This window comes from Mariniflexile soesokkakense, from assembly GCF_039650365.1.
In the GTDB taxonomy this organism is placed as follows: domain Bacteria; phylum Bacteroidota; class Bacteroidia; order Flavobacteriales; family Flavobacteriaceae; genus Mariniflexile; species Mariniflexile soesokkakense.
In genome coordinates this window covers 44,218-60,106 of sequence record NZ_JAZHYP010000001.1, presented here as the reverse complement: position 1 = coordinate 60,106, position 15,889 = coordinate 44,218, and the positions used below count along the sequence as shown (strand labels likewise).

The following is a 15,889-nucleotide window of genomic DNA, read 5'->3' as shown; positions in this document are numbered from 1 at the left end:
TAAAAAGAAAGGCAATGTTAGATAATGCTATTTATATATTAAAATCATCAGGAGAAAAGGTGAAATTTTCATTCGAGAAACTACGCAATTCATTAAAACGAACTGGTGCAGAAAACGAGATTATAGAATATATTCTTCACGCTGTAAAAGATGAATTATATGAAGGTATTTCAACAAAAGAAATATATAACAGAGCTTTTGCTTTACTAAAAAAAAAGAAAAGCTATTTAGCTTCAAAATATAAACTTAAAAAGGCCATTTATGAATTAGGTCCTACGGGTTACCCGTTTGAAAGGTTTGTTGCGGCTATTTTAAAATATTCAGGTTATAAAACTCAAGTAAGTAAAATTTTGCAGGGTAAATGTGTTAAGCATGAAATTGATATTATAGGCCATAAAAACAACGAAACCACGATTATAGAATGTAAATTTCATAGTGAAGAAGGTTCGAATTGCAATGTTAAAATTCCGTTGTATATAAACTCACGTTATCAGGATATAAAAAACCAATGGAGCGCAAACAATAAAGATGATGGAATATTAGCAAAAGGATGGGTCGTAACCAATACAAGGTTCACTGCAGATGCCATACAATATGGTAATTGTTGTGGATTATATTTGTTAAGTTGGGATTACCCTAAAAATGATGGTTTAAAAGATAGGATTGACAGGTTAGGACTATACCCTATAACAGTATCAACATTGTTAACCAATCGAGAAAAACAATTTTTATTAAGTAGGGAAGTCGTGTTATGCAGAGATTTGATTGGAGATGCATTTTATTTAGACCATTTAGGTATTTCTCAAATAAGAATGAAAAAAATATTAGAAGAAATAAAACAGATTTGTAGTTCTTAAAAACATTAAAATGGAAAATTCTGTAATCATAAAATTTTTGGGAGCTTCTGGTACTGTTACCGGATCTAAATTTTTGATAAAAACTTCAGAAAAAAACATATTAATAGATTGCGGGATGTTTCAAGGTTTAAAAGAGTTACGACAATTAAATTGGAAAGACCTTTCGATTAATGTAGAAGAAATTGATATTGTTATACTTACCCATGGACATTTAGATCATGTAGGTTATTTGCCAAGGTTATTAAAACAAGGTTTTGCAGGGAAAATAATTGGAACAGCACCAACTTTGGCCATTACCCAAGTAATACTTATTGATAGTGCTAAAATACATGAAGAAGAAGCCGAAAAAGCCAACAAAGAAAAATTTACAAAACATAATCCGGCATTACCATTTTATACTGTAAAAGATGTCGAAAATACACTTCAGCTTTTTGAAGTAGAAATAGACAATAAATGGATTAAATTATCAGATCATATTTCGTACCGATTTCAGTTTAATGGGCACATTATAGGAGCCACATTTGTAGAAATAGATATTAATGGTAAACGCTTTGTCTTTTCAGGTGATATTGGCAGGAGAGATGATTATTTATTAAGCGATCCTAAAAGACCAGAATGGGCAGATTTTTTATTTATTGAAAGCACCTATGGTAACAAATTACACCCTAAAGAAGATGTCGAAGCCAAATTAACCGAATTGATTATTAATACCATTCATGAAAACGGAAACCTAATAATTCCAAGTTTTGCAGTAGAACGTTTGCAAACGCTTATGTATATCTTATGGAAATTATATAAAACAAACAAAATACCTAATATTCCAGTTTTTATAGACAGTCCTATGGGAAATAATGTTTTAGAAATTTTTAAAAGGTTTCCAAAGTGGCATAAATTATCAGATCAAGATTATAATGCTATGTGCAATCACGTAAACATAATTCAATCTTATAAAGAAACTTGGGAAACAATTGATGATAAAAGATCAAAGATTATTGTTGCTGGTAGTGGTATGGTAACAGGGGGCAGGGTATTAACGTATTTACAACAACTTATAGGCGAACGGTCTACAACAGTATTATTGGTAGGCTTTCAAGCTGAAGGAACCCGAGGGAGACAGTTGATTGATGGTGCTCATGAAATACGTTTTTATGGTAAATATTATCCAGTACATGCCAAAATAAAAAGCATAGAAAGTTTATCGGCTCATGCCGATCAGGAAGATTTAATAAACTGGATGGGGGTCATAAAAAACATTCCTGAAAAAGTATTTCTTGTGCATGGAGAACCCAGTGCGTTAGATGCTTTTAAAGTAAAAATAAACAACACTTACAATTGGAATGTAGGTATTCCTAAACTAAATGACGAAGAAGAATTATTAATATAAAAATAAAATTGCTCTAAGAATAAAATAGGATTGATTATTGTTTAATATAATGAATATCATTATATTAAATATTTCAAAATAATATAGAAATCTAAATTTTTAAATCATGAAAACACCACAAACAGATGTTAAGTATTTAGAAGGGCTAAGTGCCGAAGTTATGCATAACGAGTCGCGAAATTGGTTGTCAGAATTGTTGTTCGCCAAAGACGAACAGTTGTTTTTTGATGATTTGATAAAATCTTATACACTAAAACTTGTAGACTCTAAACATTTTGCTAAAAGTAAAAAAATAGTAGATAAGCTTGTTAATTTACATAAGGAAACAGATAAACTTTATTTGACAATACAAAAACATGAAGCCGACCTTAAAATAATGGTTAACAAAAAACATGAGTTAGAGGAAGAAGAAAATTACAAAAGAGAACACAGCGAACTTATTGTTTTGGTTGCTGATTATTTTGAAAATTATAAATCAGTAAAAAAGCAATTATTCAAGCTAATCAAAGCTGTTATTAGAGAGAATAAACAAAAGTTACTTTTGCACTAGTTTTACAAAAAAACAGGCTGATATATTTTTCGCCGAATCTATTAGCTAAATAGAGAAAGATTATAAAAAACTTTTAATGTGCGTTTTAGACAAACAGCAACTTTTAAACATAAAATCGACTATAAAACCAATAAGATTTAACGATTCATTATATTGTTATATACGAGAATATTGTTAAAATAAAATGGCGCATTACAAGTAAATTATATTAATAATAAGTAAAAAAGATTGTAATTTTGGGCTTTAATAAACAGGATGAAAAGCATCCTACAAAAACCTAAAAGCAATCTTTTTTACAACAAGAATAAATGCATTCATTGTTTACATCCGATTGTTTAAAATTGCAAAATAACCAATGGATTTAAGAAATAAACAACGTATAGCATTAAGTGTCTATTTTTTTTTGTCGGGTATTTGTTTTGCGTCTTGGGCATCACGTATTCCAACCATTAAAGAATTTTTTAATTTAAATGAAGCCGAACTAGGTACCATTCTTTTAGCAATGCCCATAAGTTCTTTGATAGGACTTCCTATTTCTGGTTGGTTGGTATCAAAATTTGATAGTCGCGTACCACTTATAATATCGTTCGTTTTTTTCTCGATAGCCTTAACTTGTATTGGTTTTGCCAATACACCTTTTTTATTGGTATTATCGGTTTGTTTGTTTTCGTTTTCTATGCGAATTTTAAATATTTCAGTAAATACTCAATCAATAACTTTACAAAAGAAGTTTGAAAAACGTGTGGTTGGTGCATTTCATGGGCTGTGGAGTACGGGCGGGTTAATAGGTGTTGCCATTTCTACGCTTATGGTAAAAATGGGTGTATCTATTCAAATTCACCTGTTAAGTGTTTCAATAGCTGGTTTGATAATAGCATTAATAACCTATCAATTTACCGTTAAAGGAGATATATCTACTACTGGCAATAAACTCATAATAGGAAAACCAGACCCCTTTATTTTGTATTTGGGGGTTTTAATATTTTTAGGTGCCATTTGTGAAGGTGGTATGTTCGATTGGAGCGGAGTTTATTTTAAAGATGTAGTAAACGAAGAAGTATTCACCTATGGTTACCTTATGTTTATGACTACCATGGCGCTTTCAAGGTTTTTTTGCGATAGGTTAGTTGGTGCATTTGGTTTGCAAAAAATGTATATTTTAAGTTCGGTATTAATAGCATTAGGCATTGCTATTGCAGTGATATTTCCATTTTTTTGGTCGGCGTTATTAGGCTTCTGTTTTGTAGGTTTTGGTACAGCTGCTATTTTTCCTGTAACCATGTCTTTGGCGGGAACCTCAAAAAAATATTCACCAGGTATGGCAATATCTATAATTACGACTTATGGTATTGTAGGTATGCTTATTGGTCCGCCACTAATAGGTTATTTGGCACAAGCGTTTAACTTGAAAAATGCTTTTATTGTTTTTATAGTCCTAGGGTTGATGTTTATTCCAGTATCCCATTCGTTTTTTAAGTTTCAAGCTAAGAATAATATGTAGTGATTACTTCTCAATAATCTCAACTTCAAATAATTTGTCCCAACGTTTTCCGGTAACAAAAATGCTTTTGGTTTCTGGGTTGTAAGCAATACCGTTTAACACATCTAAACCTTGATGTTGCGTTACTAACTTTTTTAATGGTGAAAAATCAATCACACCAATAACCGCCCCATTTATTGGGTTTATTAAAGCAACACCATCTTTTTGATAGCGATTAGCATAAATAACACCGTTTATCCATTCCATTTCATTAATCTCTACAATTTTACCTTTGTTGGTATATACTTGAATATGGTCTTCTTCAATTAAGGTATCTGGGTTTAAAATCCAGATATTCTCAGTGCCATCGCTTTTATAAAGTTTTTTAGAATTGTTGCAAATACCCCAACCTTCTTTACTGCTTCCGTATTTAAAGCTATTTAGTTTCTCAAATGTATTCACATCGTACACAAAACCAGTACCTGATTGCCAAGTAAGTTGATAAATTTTATCGTTAAGAACAGTGAGTCCTTCTCCAAAATAAGCATCGGCTAAATGGATGTTTTTTATAACTTCACCTGTTTTATAATCTACCTGTCTTAATTTTGATTCTTTAAGTTGTCCTGTGCTTTCATATAAATTACCATTATAAAATTCAAGTCCTTGCGTATACGAAGTAATATCGTGGGGATATTCGTTAATAATTTTATAGGTATAAACTTTAGGGGCTTCACTATTTAAAATAGTAATAGTTGAGGTTGTTATTTGTTTTTCATTATTAAAGTAAACAGTGGCCTCAATGGTGTGTTTTCCTAATTTGAAGGTTTCTAAATGTGATGTATCATTAATCTTTTTACCATTCAAAGTATAGCTTACAGAATCAATAGTATGGCTTTTTTTATTTTCTAAAGAGAGATTTAAGGTTTCATTATTAGAAATATCGCCTTTAACGGCATTGGTTCTTATGCTGAAATCACTTTTATTTTGACCTGTATTAGAACCACAAGAAATAATTAATGAACTTAATGAAATGATTAATAAGTATTTAAATGTATTCATCTGATAAATTAAATTTAAGGCAAGATATTTATTTAAAATCAGTTTAAAAAATCATTGTGAAAATTTTAAAAGGTTGTATCTTTGCATCGGCAAGTCCTACACAACCAGCTCCTGTTGAATCCTCCAGGGCGGGAACGCAGCAAAGGTAAATGGTCGTAGCGGTGTGATGTAGGTAGCTTGCCTTTTTTTATGCGCTATTGTGAAGGCATAAATCTTTTTTTTATTCCATATTTCTTCAAATCTTTTTCAGTTTTATATCCATTTAAAATAATTCATTGTTAATTTTACATTGTTAATTTTTAATCGAATATGTCTAAAGTTGTATTAATTACAGGAGGATCTTCTGGAATAGGAAAATCGGTAGGTGAATATCTAACCGAAAAAGGATTTGTAGTGTACGGGACCAGTAGAAACCCAGAAAATTATAAAGAAGGCAAATTTCCTATTTTAGAGTTAGATGTTAAGAATATTGAAACCATTAAACAAACTGTAAAAACTATTTTAGATAGTGAAGGTAGGTTAGATGTAGTAGTTAACAATGCCGGTGCAGGTATTACAGGTGCTATTGAAGAAATCCCCGAAGCTGAGATTAAAGCCAATTTTGATACTAATTTTTTTGGACCTATTAATGTTATAAAAGCGGTGTTACCACAAATGCGTAAACAACACGGTGGATTGATAATAAATATTACTTCAATTGCAGGATATATGGGTTTGCCATATAGAGGAATTTATAGTGCAAGCAAAGGTGCGTTAGAACTTTTAACCGAGGCGTTTAGAATGGAATTAAAAGACTTTAACATAAAAATGACCAACATAGCCCCAGGTGATTTTGCAACTAATATTGCTGCTGGCAGGTACCATGCACCACTTTTAGATAATTCACCATACAAAAAACCGTACGGAAATACCTTAAACTTAATGAATACGCATGTTGATAATGGTAGCGACCCAAATATGATGGCTCAAGCGGTTTTAAAAGTTATAAACACTAAAAACCCAAAAGGGCATTATAAAGTAGGGGAGTTTATGCAAAAATTCTCTATTGTTTTGAAGCGTATTTTACCAGACAGGGTTTATGAAAAAATACTTATGAAGCATTACAAATTATAAGCTAACTATCTATTAATAGCCCCCAAAAGTTGTTCTTCAAAATTCATTGAAAAAATATTGGTATTGCTATACACTATTTTTTGATGCTTGTCTATGACTATTGTTTTGGTCATGGGTTGAATAGCTAAAGCTTCTATAGATTCTTTTGGGCTTTTAAACTGATATTCATCTTTAAATTTAAACCTATTTTCTTTTAATGAAGTTTTAGGTCTGTCAGACCCGAAATCGTCAATATTAATAACAATAAATCTTACCTCAGGATATTTAACTTTTAGTTCATTAAGTTTATAATGACTTTCTTTAAAATGATTATAGAATGTATTAGACCAAAAACAAATTACTGTAGGTGTATTAATTAATGAGTTAATATTAAACTCAGTATTGTTATAATCAACAATTTTAATATCAGGAAAATGACCTCCATCTTTTAAATTGTATAAAGATGCAGCAAAACGTTTTATTTCGTTTTTTCCTGTTTCGTCACTGCTTTTACTTAAATAAGCACTTAGAAATACATCGTTATTTTCGCTATTGGTGCTTTTTGATAAATAGCTGGCTGTAAAGTAATAAAGAAGTTCGTTCTTAATGTTTTCATTGTTAATTAAACTATCAATAAGTTTGAGCCTGTCCAAGTTATAGCATAGAGAGCTTCTCTTGAATTCTACGTCTGTACTATGACGCAAGTGGTTTTCAAGGGATAAATTATTAATACTGTATCTTAAAAATGAGTTATAATGGTGGTACTCTTTAAAAAAAATGTCATTATAATTAATCGATTTTCTATAATTATAAAAGTCTTTAGGAAGCGATTTTATAATTTCAGTTTTATTGTTGCCATGATGCACAAACGGATACACTTCTTTGCTAGAATAATAGTTGTAATCTATATTGGCTTGTGCTATTTTTTCGAATAGAGCCGATGGTTTGTATTTGGTTTTAAATGTTTTTAATTTTTTTAATTTAAATGCCTTTAAGGAGTCTATTCTGTTTTCGTAAACATTTGGTTTTAATTGGCAGAATTTAAAAATCTTTTTTTCCTGAATTTCATTTTCAAGAAATTCATTAATTAAATAGTTGTTTTTTTTATCTCCTATGCCAGTAAAAACCAACGATTCATCAAACTCAAGCGTGTTTAATCTAAAAAGCAAACTATCTTTAGGTTCTAATAAAACCATTTGTATTTCACCGCCATGGTAAAAAGTATATAAACCTTCTTTCAGGTTATTAACTTTATAAAGAAACCTATTTCTGTTATCTAATTTTATGGTATCTAATACCATATCGGATTTTGATACAACAACAAAATCGCTATTCGGGTTCATAATTTCACCTCCTAAATAAGCATAATTATCTTCCGAATTATTGCCATCGTTTTTGCAACTTAACAGAGTTAAAATAATTAATAAACTTAAAAAGCGTAGTTTCATAATCCCTAATCAAAGTGTTTAATTAAACACAATTATATCTACAAAAATATGCGTTGTATTTATAAACTGCTGTTAATGCGTTGTTAAATGTTGCATTATACCAATTTATTCAAAAAAGCATATTTTTTAATCACCAAGCTTTACTTTTAAAATTAGGTAACTAAGTTTCGGCAAACGGTTTGAATTTTCTACTTTTGCAAAAAAAAAATATTACACATTATGCTATCAGTTTCAAACCTTTCAGTTCAATTTGGCAAACGCATACTTTTTGATGAAGTAAATACAAGCTTTAATACAGGTAATTGCTACGGAATTATTGGTGCAAATGGTGCTGGAAAATCTACTTTTTTAAAGATAATTTCTGGTAAGCAAGACCCAACGTCTGGACATGTACATTTAGAAACGGGTAAGCGCATGTCTGTTTTAGAGCAAGACCATAACTTATATGATAACCATACCGTTTTAGATACTATTTTAATGGGGAATAAGCCATTATATAAAATTAAGTCTGAAATGGATGCGCTTTATGCAGATTATTCAGATGAAAATGCTGATAGAATTGGCGAACTTCAAGTGCTTTTTGAGGAAATGAATGGTTGGAATGCCGATAGTGATGCTGCCGCCATGTTATCCAATTTAGGTATTAAAGAAGAATTTCATTACACATTAATGGGAGATTTGGACGGAAAACAAAAAGTACGGGTGCTTTTAGCACAAACCTTATTTGGAAATCCAGACGTGTTAATTATGGATGAGCCTACTAATGATTTGGATTATGAAACCATCTCATGGCTTGAAAACTTTTTAGCAAATTATGAAAACTGTGTGATTGTGGTATCGCACGACCGTCACTTCTTAGATGCCGTTTGTACACATATTTCAGATATTGACTTCGGAAAAATTAATCATTACTCTGGAAATTACACCTTTTGGTACGAATCGTCTCAATTAGCTGCACGACAACATGCACAGCAAAACAAAAAGGCTGAAGAGAAGAAAAAAGAATTGGAAGAATTCATTCGTCGTTTTTCTGCCAATGTTGCTAAAAGTAAGCAAGCAACAAGTAGAAAAAAAATGATTGAAAAATTGAATATCGCAGATATAAGGCGAACCAGTAGAAGGTATCCAGCTATTATTTTTGAACGTGATAGAGAAGCGGGCGATCAAATTTTAAATATTCAAGGTCTAGCGGCCTCAAGTAGTGAAGATGGAGATGTTCTATTTAGAGATATCGATTTAAACTTAGCAAAAGGTGATAAAGTGGTGGTGTTCTCAAAAGATTCAAGAGCAACTACCGCTTTTTATGAAATATTGAACAACAAAGAAAAAGCAGATGCCGGTAAATTTGATTGGGGTGTAACCACTACACAAGCATACTTACCATTAGACAATAGTGAATTTTTTAATAACGATTTAACTTTGGTTGATTGGTTGCGCCAATGGGCAACTACAGAAGAAGAGCGAGAAGAAGTAAATATCCGTGGGTTTTTAGGGAAAATGATTTTTAGTGGTGAAGAAGCCTTAAAAAAATCGAATGTGCTTTCGGGTGGCGAAAAAGTGCGTTGTATGTTAAGTAGAATGATGATGGTGCGCGCTAATGTTTTGATGCTGGACGAACCAACAAACCATTTAGATTTAGAGAGCATTACTGCATTTAACAATTCGCTTACCAACTTTAAAGGCACCATATTGTTTACAACACACGATCACGAGTTTGCACAAACCGTTGCTAATAGAGTGGTGGAGTTAACGCCTAATGGTGTTATAGATAGATATACCACGTTTGATGAGTATATGCAAGACCCAAAAATAAAAGAATTGCGTAATAAAATGTATTCGGTTACTGTTTAGAAATACATATTATTTTGATATTCACTCACTCCCGATAACCATCGGGAGTTTTTTTATACATTGTTTAGCGTATAATAGATTAGAGTTTATTACTTAATTGATTTATAATAATGATGCACTATCCTTTATAAAAGTATCGATTGACAATTATCTATTTGAATAAGGGAATATAATTTTAATTATCTTATTAAAAATCAGTAAATAATAAGTATTTTAGTATTTGAATTAGTAGGAAAACATTCAATAAAAATAGAATATATATAGTAATTTTTTAATTATAAAATTATAAAAAGGCTGTTACTTTTATAAAAAACATCTATGTAGTATAAATTAAGTTTTATAGATCAATATTTGTTCGTGATTGAAATAAAGAATCTGAATCAAATCTAAATAATTATGAAAATAAGTAAATTGGTATTTTCAATAGGCATCTTCTTTTTTAGTACAATTGCGTTTTCGCAAGCTAACAATGATACTGCTTCTGAAAAAACGAAAGATACTGTAACGGGAAATGAACAAAAAAGGTTAAAGTTTGGATGCGGGTTTGGGTTGAGTTTTGTTGGCGGTACAAATATTAGTTTATCTCCTAATTTAATCTATAAAGTAAGTGATGTAGTGGCTATTGGTGCAGGAGTGCAAGGAAGCTATACGGCAATTAAAGGGCTCCAAAATACAACTACTTATGGAGCAAACCTACTAACTCAATTCAGTCTTAGTAAAAAAATAACAACTTCATTAGAATTTGCTCAATTAAGAGTTTCAACTAAAACAGAGGTAGATAATAGTACAAAAAAATATTGGGATTCTGCTTTATTTGTTGGAGTTGGATACAATATTACATCCAAAATATCCGTAGGCGCCAAATACAATTTGTTATACAAAGATGGGGAAAGTATCTATACGAGTCCCGTAATTCCTTTTGTTAATATCTCGTTTTAGAAATCTATAATAAGTTGACTTAAACATGAAGTTATGAATCCAATAATTAGAAATATTCTAGCAGTTATTGCAGGATGGCTGGGAGGAAGTATTACAAATATGGGATTAGTCCAAATTGGCCATATAGTTTTTCCAATAGAAGGTATTGATATTAATGATATGCAAGTATTAGCCGAAGCCATGGCTAATTATTTTGAAATTTATCATTTTATATTTCCTTTTTTGGCTCATGCATTAGGCACCATGGCTGGAGCTGTTATAGCTGGATTAATAGCTGCAAGTCATAAAATGACATTTTCATTTGTTATTGGTGGGTTGTTTTTATTAGGAGGTATTATGGTTAATTATATGCTAGCAGCACCTATCTGGTTTGCAATATTAGACATATTAGTTGCGTATATGCCCATGGCATGGATAGGATGGGAGATAGCTAATAAAATACAAAAAAGTAGATAGGGCATGTTCTATGTTCTTTACTAGGGTTGTAGTTCATTAGTAATGTTTTCTATAATTGGTAAAGCTTTATCTAATTCATCTTTATGCACAAATACTTCTTGAAAATCGGGAGCTAATGTACCCCCAAAACCACCTAAAATAGCAGATTCAGATTGATCTTTAATAATAGGACTAATATCTAATGCATTCAATTCGATTGTAATGCGGTTCACAACAGCAAAATTTCCCGTGTATATTTTTATAAAATTAGAATCTGTCATAATTTTTTAAATTGTGATTATTATTAAATATACAATATTTTTTGAGTAAAAAAAAGTCGGCAATTGCCGACTTTTAATATTTTACAAAAAACAGATTATCTCAACTCCGCACCCAATTGGTTTTCAAATTGAGTTTGAAGGGTTTTCATTATTTTATCAATCTGCTTATCGGTAAGAGTTTTGTTTTCGTCTTGCAAAGTAAAACTAACGGCATAACTTTTTTTGCCTGCTGGTAAGTTTTTACCTTGGTACACATCAAAAAGGTTCACACTTTTCAATAACTGTTTTTCACTTTGTCTGGCAATTTTGTGGATAGATTCGAATGTAATACTATCATCTAATAGTAAAGCAAAATCACGACGTACTTCAGGATATTTAGGTATTGCCTTAAATGAAATATTATTGCGCTTCACAATATCTAAAATAGTATCCCAATAAAAGTTAGCATATAGCACATCTTGAGAAATATCAAAATGCTTCAAAATTGGTTTTTTAATCAATCCGAAATCAACCAATTTCATTTTGCCTAATCCAAAACTTAAGCCTTCACTAAACAAATCATTTTCAATAGGCGATTCATTAAATCTTGACACCCCCAAACGCTCTAGAATACCAATAATATATCCTTTAAGGAAAAAGAAATCGCTTTTAGAGTTTTGTGCATTCCAATTTTCAATAGTTTGGTTACCAGTTACAAATAGCGATAAATGTTTGAATTCTTCACGTTTATTATTGTAACCATGGTAGGTTTTTCCAAATTCAAAAAGTTTTAAATCGGAGCGTCTTCTGTTAATATTAAACGACACCGCTTCCAGTCCAGAAAACAGCAAAGACTGTCTTAAAACAGATAAATCGCCACTTAAAGGGTTTAGAATACTAATGTTGTGTGCCTCCTTTAACTGCTCGCTTAATACAGTATAATTAGGAGTGGTAAGTGAGTTTGAAAGTATTTCGAAAAAACCTTGAGCCGCTAATTGGTTTCCTACTAAATTTTGAATTTTATAATCTTCAAAACGTGTAGAGTTGGAAATAGATGCATTTAGTTTTTCGGTTGTTTTTATATTATTATAACCATAAACGCGCAGTATTTCTTCAATAATATCGGCTTCACGGGTTACATCGTTTCTGTAAGCAGGCACTGTTAAACCTAATCCGGTTTCGGTAACATTATTTACTTTAATCTCTAACGAGGTTAAAATACGTTTAATAGTTTCCTTCGGAATTTCCTCACCAATTAATTTTTGAGCATTTTCAAAACTTAAACGTACTTGAAAATCTTCAACTTTATTTGGATAAACATCTACAATTTCGCTTGTAATTTCACCGCCAGCAACCTCTTGAATTAATAAAGCAGCACGTTTTAAAGCGTATTCGGTAATGTTTGGGTCAATACCACGTTCAAATCTAAAAGACGCATCGGTATTTAAACCATGACGTTTAGCCGATTTACGAACACTCACCGGATTGAAATAAGCACTCTCTAAGAAAATACTAGTTGTTCCTTCAGAAACACCAGAATGTATTCCACCAAAAACACCCGCAATACACATCGGTTTTTCGGCATCGCAAATCATTAAATCATCTTCGTGTAAGGTACGTTCTATCCCATCTAAGGTTATAAATTTAGTGCCTGCACCTAAGGTTTTAACCTCTACTTTATTGCCAGAAATTTTTGAAGCGTCAAAAGCATGTAGTGGTTGCCCCAAATCGTGAAGCACATAATTGGTAGCATCAACAATATTGTTAACAGGTTTTAAACCAATGGCTTTTAGACGGTGTTGTAACCAAACGGGCGATTCTTTTACCTTAATGCCAGATATGGTAAGCCCACAGTAGCGTGGCGCCAATTCTTTATTTTTAACCTCTACATCGATTCTTAAAGATCGGTTGTCTACATGAAACGCACTTACCGATGGTGTAATAAATTCTAAAGTTATTTCTTTTTGTACCAAACCCGCTTTTAAGTCGCGAGCAGTACCCAAATGGCTCATGGCATCGGCACGGTTTGGTGTTAAACCAATTTCAAAAACATGGTCGTTTTCAATATCAAAAATAGTGGCAGCAGGTGTACCCACTTTTAAATTGGTATCTAAAACCATAATACCATCATGCCCTGTTCCTAAACCAAGTTCGTCTTCGGCACAAATCATACCATGGCTTTCCTCACCGCGAATTTTTCCTTTTTTAATAGTCCAAGCGTCTCCGGTTTCTGTATACAAAGTCGTGCCAATAGTGGCAACAGGTACTTTTTGTCCGGCAGCAACATTAGGAGCACCACACACAATTTGTAGTGGTGTTTCATCACCGATATTAACAGTAGTTATACTTAATTTATCGGCATTTGGGTGCTGTACACAAGTTAAAACCTCACCAACAACAATGCCGTCCAATCCACCTTTAACCGATTGGTAGGCTTCAATACCCTCAACTTCCAACCCTAAATCTGTCAGTAATTCGCCTGCTTGTTCTGGTGTCCAGTCAATCTTAATAAATTGTTTTAACCAGTTGTATGAAATTTTCATCTGTTTATTTTATTGTTTTAGAGGTCAGTTGCAATGCCTTTAATAAATCATTCAATAGGTTCATTTTAATTAATTGGCATGTCATAAATCAATTGCTATTTAAAAGAGTGCAAAACTACATTTTTTTTTTCATTTTTCCTTTCTAAACCGTGATTACAAACACTAATATTTGAACAAAAAACATGGAATAAAGTTTGAAATAAGGATTGTGTTTTGGGCGTTACCTAAAGGTCGGGCTATGCGTTACAATCTTTTTAAACGTCATGACTAGAACGAAGTACAAAGCCATCTACCAATTCTTAGTTCAAAACAAAGTTTAGTTCTTTTGGTTTAAAAAGGATTTTCACTGCTATCCCTAACCCAGCTATCAGCAGTGAATCGTGTTTGTTGTTATGTTTGGGGTTGTTTGGTCCCACTCATTTTGCTATAAGTAAGATGCTTGTGGTAGTGAGAGGCACACTGTTATTTTATTTCATTCCGAATTTCGCCCATAATTTCGGATATTTATTTTTCAAATACTTTTCGTCTTCGTCCCATTCTTCTCCATAAATTTCAAAATTTTCTTGAATTCCTTGAGGCATGTCATTTCCTGTCTTTTTTTCATAAACATTAGTTGGAATATAACTCAATCCCTCCCAATCCCCTCCATTTGTTTCATTAAGTTCAGAAAGTGTTTCAATATCTTGAATGGCTCTTTCAAATATTGATTTTCCTTGCCCAATTAACCAACCTCGAAAATCAGAGAAACAGTCGTCGGAACAACCTCCATTTATAATGTATGCAGCAGCCCAAAAATTCCAATTATAGATTTCACCTTTTAATGCTCTAAATTTATTATCAAATTCCAAAACTTCTTTTACAGTAAGTTTTTGTAATTCTTTTTCAAGTTCAAATTGTTGTTTTTCATAATCTCTTGAACTTTTGGATTTGGTAATCTCAATAATTTTCCAAAATTTTTCAGCCTCCATTAATTGTTTTGAATCTTGATGGGATTCAGTTATTTCAGCATTTTGAAATATAAAAAAATCTTTAAAACTATTTGCAAAACCAAAATGATAAATTGCCATGGAATAGACAAAAACCATAATCAATAAAGGGATTTTATTCATTAAAGGTGAATTTAAAGTTCCTAAACTAACTAATGCTCCTAATAGTGCTAAAGAAAGTAAAATTATCAATACAATTTTCGCCCATTTTTTTCCTTTATAAACCATTATTAAAAGTCCGATAGTCAACGTGAATCTTATTATTTGTTGGATAAGCTTTTTTGACTCAATTTCAGGTTTTACAGAATGATAAAAATATATCGTGTGAATTGAAATTAACAAAATACTTATTGAAATTAGTATTGTTCTTTTTTTTCCAATTTTAGTTAATTCGTTCATTATTCTGTTTAATTGTGGTTAACCTTTAGAATATGAATCCGTTCCAATGATTTATATTCATCAATAAACGAAATTAGTTTTTTTTAACCCAATAATCAATTGCGCAAATAAATATATACAAAAAACGTTTTTAACAACTACAAATTCAGCAAATTACTTCATTGAGTGAATTCCAATCATGTTACCTTCAGTATCTGTTGCTAAAACAATAAAGCCGTATTCGCCAATAGACATTTTAGGTTTAAATACGCTGCCACCAGCAGTTTCTATTCGGGCTTCTTCCAAACTGCAATCTTCGCTCGCGAAATAAACAATGGTACTGTTGGCGCCGGCACTAAAACCCTCCATATGTACTAAAGCGCCTCCAGAACCATACGTATTCATGTTTGAAGGGAATGCATACATTTAGACTAGACTCTTCAGTAGGTGCTAAAAGCACATCTAAAGTGGTTTGTAACATGGTTTCGTAAAATTTTTTGGCTCGTGGCATGTTGTTTACATAAATTTCGAACCAACCAATAGGGTTAGATTGTGTGTTTTCCATGATTTTAGAGTTTATAATTAGTTTTTTTAATCGAATTCAGGAAAATGATTTTGTAAAAGCAT

Annotated in this window: 15 protein-coding genes and 1 other RNA gene; 9 read left to right on the top strand and 7 right to left on the bottom strand. The window is 31.6% G+C overall.

Going from position 1 to position 15,889, the window contains the following annotated elements; translation table 11 throughout:
* Window positions 1-14 precede the first annotated feature (14 nt).
* The 4 genes from VP395_RS00280 (at window position 15) to VP395_RS00265 (ending at window position 4,292) form a co-directional block, all read left to right on the top strand.
* Entirely contained in the window at window positions 15-857 is an 843-nt protein-coding gene (locus tag VP395_RS00280) for an ATP cone domain-containing protein (protein WP_346239690.1), read from the top strand.
* A gap of 10 nt (window positions 858-867) precedes the next feature.
* Window positions 868-2,241 carry an MBL fold metallo-hydrolase RNA specificity domain-containing protein gene (locus VP395_RS00275; protein WP_346239689.1) on the top strand — a complete coding sequence of 458 codons (1,374 nt, stop codon included), beginning with the start codon at window positions 868-870 and terminating at the stop codon, window positions 2,239-2,241.
* 106 nt (window positions 2,242-2,347) lie between these two features.
* Window positions 2,348-2,791 carry a hypothetical protein gene (locus VP395_RS00270; protein WP_346239688.1) on the top strand — a complete coding sequence of 148 codons (444 nt, stop codon included), beginning with the start codon at window positions 2,348-2,350 and terminating at the stop codon, window positions 2,789-2,791.
* 355 nt (window positions 2,792-3,146) lie between these two features.
* Window positions 3,147-4,292 (top strand): MFS transporter, encoded by a 1,146-nt coding sequence (locus VP395_RS00265; RefSeq protein WP_346239687.1) that lies wholly within the window; start codon window positions 3,147-3,149, stop codon window positions 4,290-4,292.
* Between the two features lie 3 nt (window positions 4,293-4,295).
* Here the strand turns inward: VP395_RS00265 and VP395_RS00260 are convergent, their stop codons facing one another.
* The gene (locus VP395_RS00260) at window positions 4,296-5,330 is read right to left on the bottom strand and encodes a glutaminyl-peptide cyclotransferase (protein WP_346239686.1); all 1,035 of its coding nucleotides are present in this window, start codon (window positions 5,328-5,330) and stop codon (window positions 4,296-4,298) included.
* 87 nt (window positions 5,331-5,417) lie between these two features.
* Between VP395_RS00260 and ffs the strand changes: the two genes are divergently transcribed.
* Both ffs and VP395_RS00250 read left to right on the top strand, forming a co-directional pair.
* Window positions 5,418-5,516, top strand: an RNA gene (gene ffs / locus VP395_RS00255) — signal recognition particle sRNA small type.
* Window positions 5,517-5,639: 123 nt separating this feature from the next.
* Window positions 5,640-6,443: an SDR family oxidoreductase gene (locus tag VP395_RS00250; RefSeq protein ID WP_346239684.1), complete on the top strand. Its 804-nt coding sequence runs from the start codon at window positions 5,640-5,642 to the stop codon at window positions 6,441-6,443.
* 5 nt (window positions 6,444-6,448) lie between these two features.
* Here VP395_RS00250 and VP395_RS00245 read toward each other — a convergent pair whose 3' ends face one another.
* A complete protein-coding gene (locus tag VP395_RS00245) occupies window positions 6,449-7,870 on the bottom strand; it encodes a TlpA family protein disulfide reductase (protein ID WP_346239683.1) in 1,422 nt (473 codons plus the stop codon).
* A gap of 219 nt (window positions 7,871-8,089) precedes the next feature.
* Between VP395_RS00245 and VP395_RS00240 the strand changes: the two genes are divergently transcribed.
* From VP395_RS00240 to VP395_RS00230, 3 genes are all read left to right on the top strand, one after another.
* Window positions 8,090-9,721 carry an ABC-F family ATP-binding cassette domain-containing protein gene (locus VP395_RS00240; protein ID WP_346239682.1) on the top strand — a complete coding sequence of 544 codons (1,632 nt, stop codon included), beginning with the start codon at window positions 8,090-8,092 and terminating at the stop codon, window positions 9,719-9,721.
* A gap of 396 nt (window positions 9,722-10,117) precedes the next feature.
* Complete coding sequence (locus tag VP395_RS00235; RefSeq protein ID WP_346239681.1) at window positions 10,118-10,660, top strand: hypothetical protein; 543 nt, start codon at window positions 10,118-10,120, stop codon at window positions 10,658-10,660.
* 33 nt (window positions 10,661-10,693) lie between these two features.
* Window positions 10,694-11,116: a hypothetical protein gene (locus VP395_RS00230; protein WP_346239680.1), complete on the top strand. Its 423-nt coding sequence runs from the start codon at window positions 10,694-10,696 to the stop codon at window positions 11,114-11,116.
* 20 nt (window positions 11,117-11,136) lie between these two features.
* Here the strand turns inward: VP395_RS00230 and VP395_RS00225 are convergent, their stop codons facing one another.
* From VP395_RS00225 to VP395_RS00205, 5 genes are all read right to left on the bottom strand, one after another.
* Complete coding sequence (locus tag VP395_RS00225; protein ID WP_346239679.1) at window positions 11,137-11,376, bottom strand: putative signal transducing protein; 240 nt, start codon at window positions 11,374-11,376, stop codon at window positions 11,137-11,139.
* A 95-nt stretch (window positions 11,377-11,471) separates the two neighbouring features.
* Entirely contained in the window at window positions 11,472-13,898 is a 2,427-nt protein-coding gene (pheT, locus tag VP395_RS00220) for a phenylalanine--tRNA ligase subunit beta (RefSeq protein WP_346239678.1), read from the bottom strand.
* 467 nt (window positions 13,899-14,365) lie between these two features.
* Complete coding sequence (locus VP395_RS00215) at window positions 14,366-15,007, bottom strand: DUF4240 domain-containing protein (RefSeq protein ID WP_346239677.1); 642 nt, start codon at window positions 15,005-15,007, stop codon at window positions 14,366-14,368.
* Window positions 15,008-15,436: 429 nt separating this feature from the next.
* A complete protein-coding gene (locus VP395_RS00210) occupies window positions 15,437-15,667 on the bottom strand; it encodes a VOC family protein (RefSeq protein WP_346239676.1) in 231 nt (76 codons plus the stop codon).
* Window positions 15,618-15,827, bottom strand: a complete 210-nt coding sequence (locus tag VP395_RS00205; protein ID WP_346239675.1) for a VOC family protein — start codon at window positions 15,825-15,827, stop codon at window positions 15,618-15,620. Before VP395_RS00205 ends, VP395_RS00210 begins: the two co-directional genes overlap by 50 nt.
* Window positions 15,828-15,889: the final 62 nt, after the last annotated feature.

Coding starts and splice junctions, on each gene's coding strand:
- VP395_RS00280 (WP_346239690.1), top strand. CDS start 15: ATGTTAGATAATGCTATTTATATATTAAAATCATCAGGAGAAAAGGTG.
- VP395_RS00275 (WP_346239689.1), top strand. CDS start 868: ATGGAAAATTCTGTAATCATAAAATTTTTGGGAGCTTCTGGTACTGTT.
- VP395_RS00270 (WP_346239688.1), top strand. CDS start 2,348: ATGAAAACACCACAAACAGATGTTAAGTATTTAGAAGGGCTAAGTGCC.
- VP395_RS00265 (WP_346239687.1), top strand. CDS start 3,147: ATGGATTTAAGAAATAAACAACGTATAGCATTAAGTGTCTATTTTTTT.
- VP395_RS00260 (WP_346239686.1), bottom strand. CDS start 5,330: ATGAATACATTTAAATACTTATTAATCATTTCATTAAGTTCATTAATT.
- VP395_RS00250 (WP_346239684.1), top strand. CDS start 5,640: ATGTCTAAAGTTGTATTAATTACAGGAGGATCTTCTGGAATAGGAAAA.
- VP395_RS00245 (WP_346239683.1), bottom strand. CDS start 7,870: ATGAAACTACGCTTTTTAAGTTTATTAATTATTTTAACTCTGTTAAGT.
- VP395_RS00240 (WP_346239682.1), top strand. CDS start 8,090: ATGCTATCAGTTTCAAACCTTTCAGTTCAATTTGGCAAACGCATACTT.
- VP395_RS00235 (WP_346239681.1), top strand. CDS start 10,118: ATGAAAATAAGTAAATTGGTATTTTCAATAGGCATCTTCTTTTTTAGT.
- VP395_RS00230 (WP_346239680.1), top strand. CDS start 10,694: ATGAATCCAATAATTAGAAATATTCTAGCAGTTATTGCAGGATGGCTG.
- VP395_RS00225 (WP_346239679.1), bottom strand. CDS start 11,376: ATGACAGATTCTAATTTTATAAAAATATACACGGGAAATTTTGCTGTT.
- pheT (WP_346239678.1), bottom strand. CDS start 13,898: ATGAAAATTTCATACAACTGGTTAAAACAATTTATTAAGATTGACTGG.
- VP395_RS00215 (WP_346239677.1), bottom strand. CDS start 15,007: ATGAATAAAATCCCTTTATTGATTATGGTTTTTGTCTATTCCATGGCA.
- VP395_RS00210 (WP_346239676.1), bottom strand. CDS start 15,667: ATGAATACGTATGGTTCTGGAGGCGCTTTAGTACATATGGAGGGTTTT.
- VP395_RS00205 (WP_346239675.1), bottom strand. CDS start 15,827: ATGGAAAACACACAATCTAACCCTATTGGTTGGTTCGAAATTTATGTA.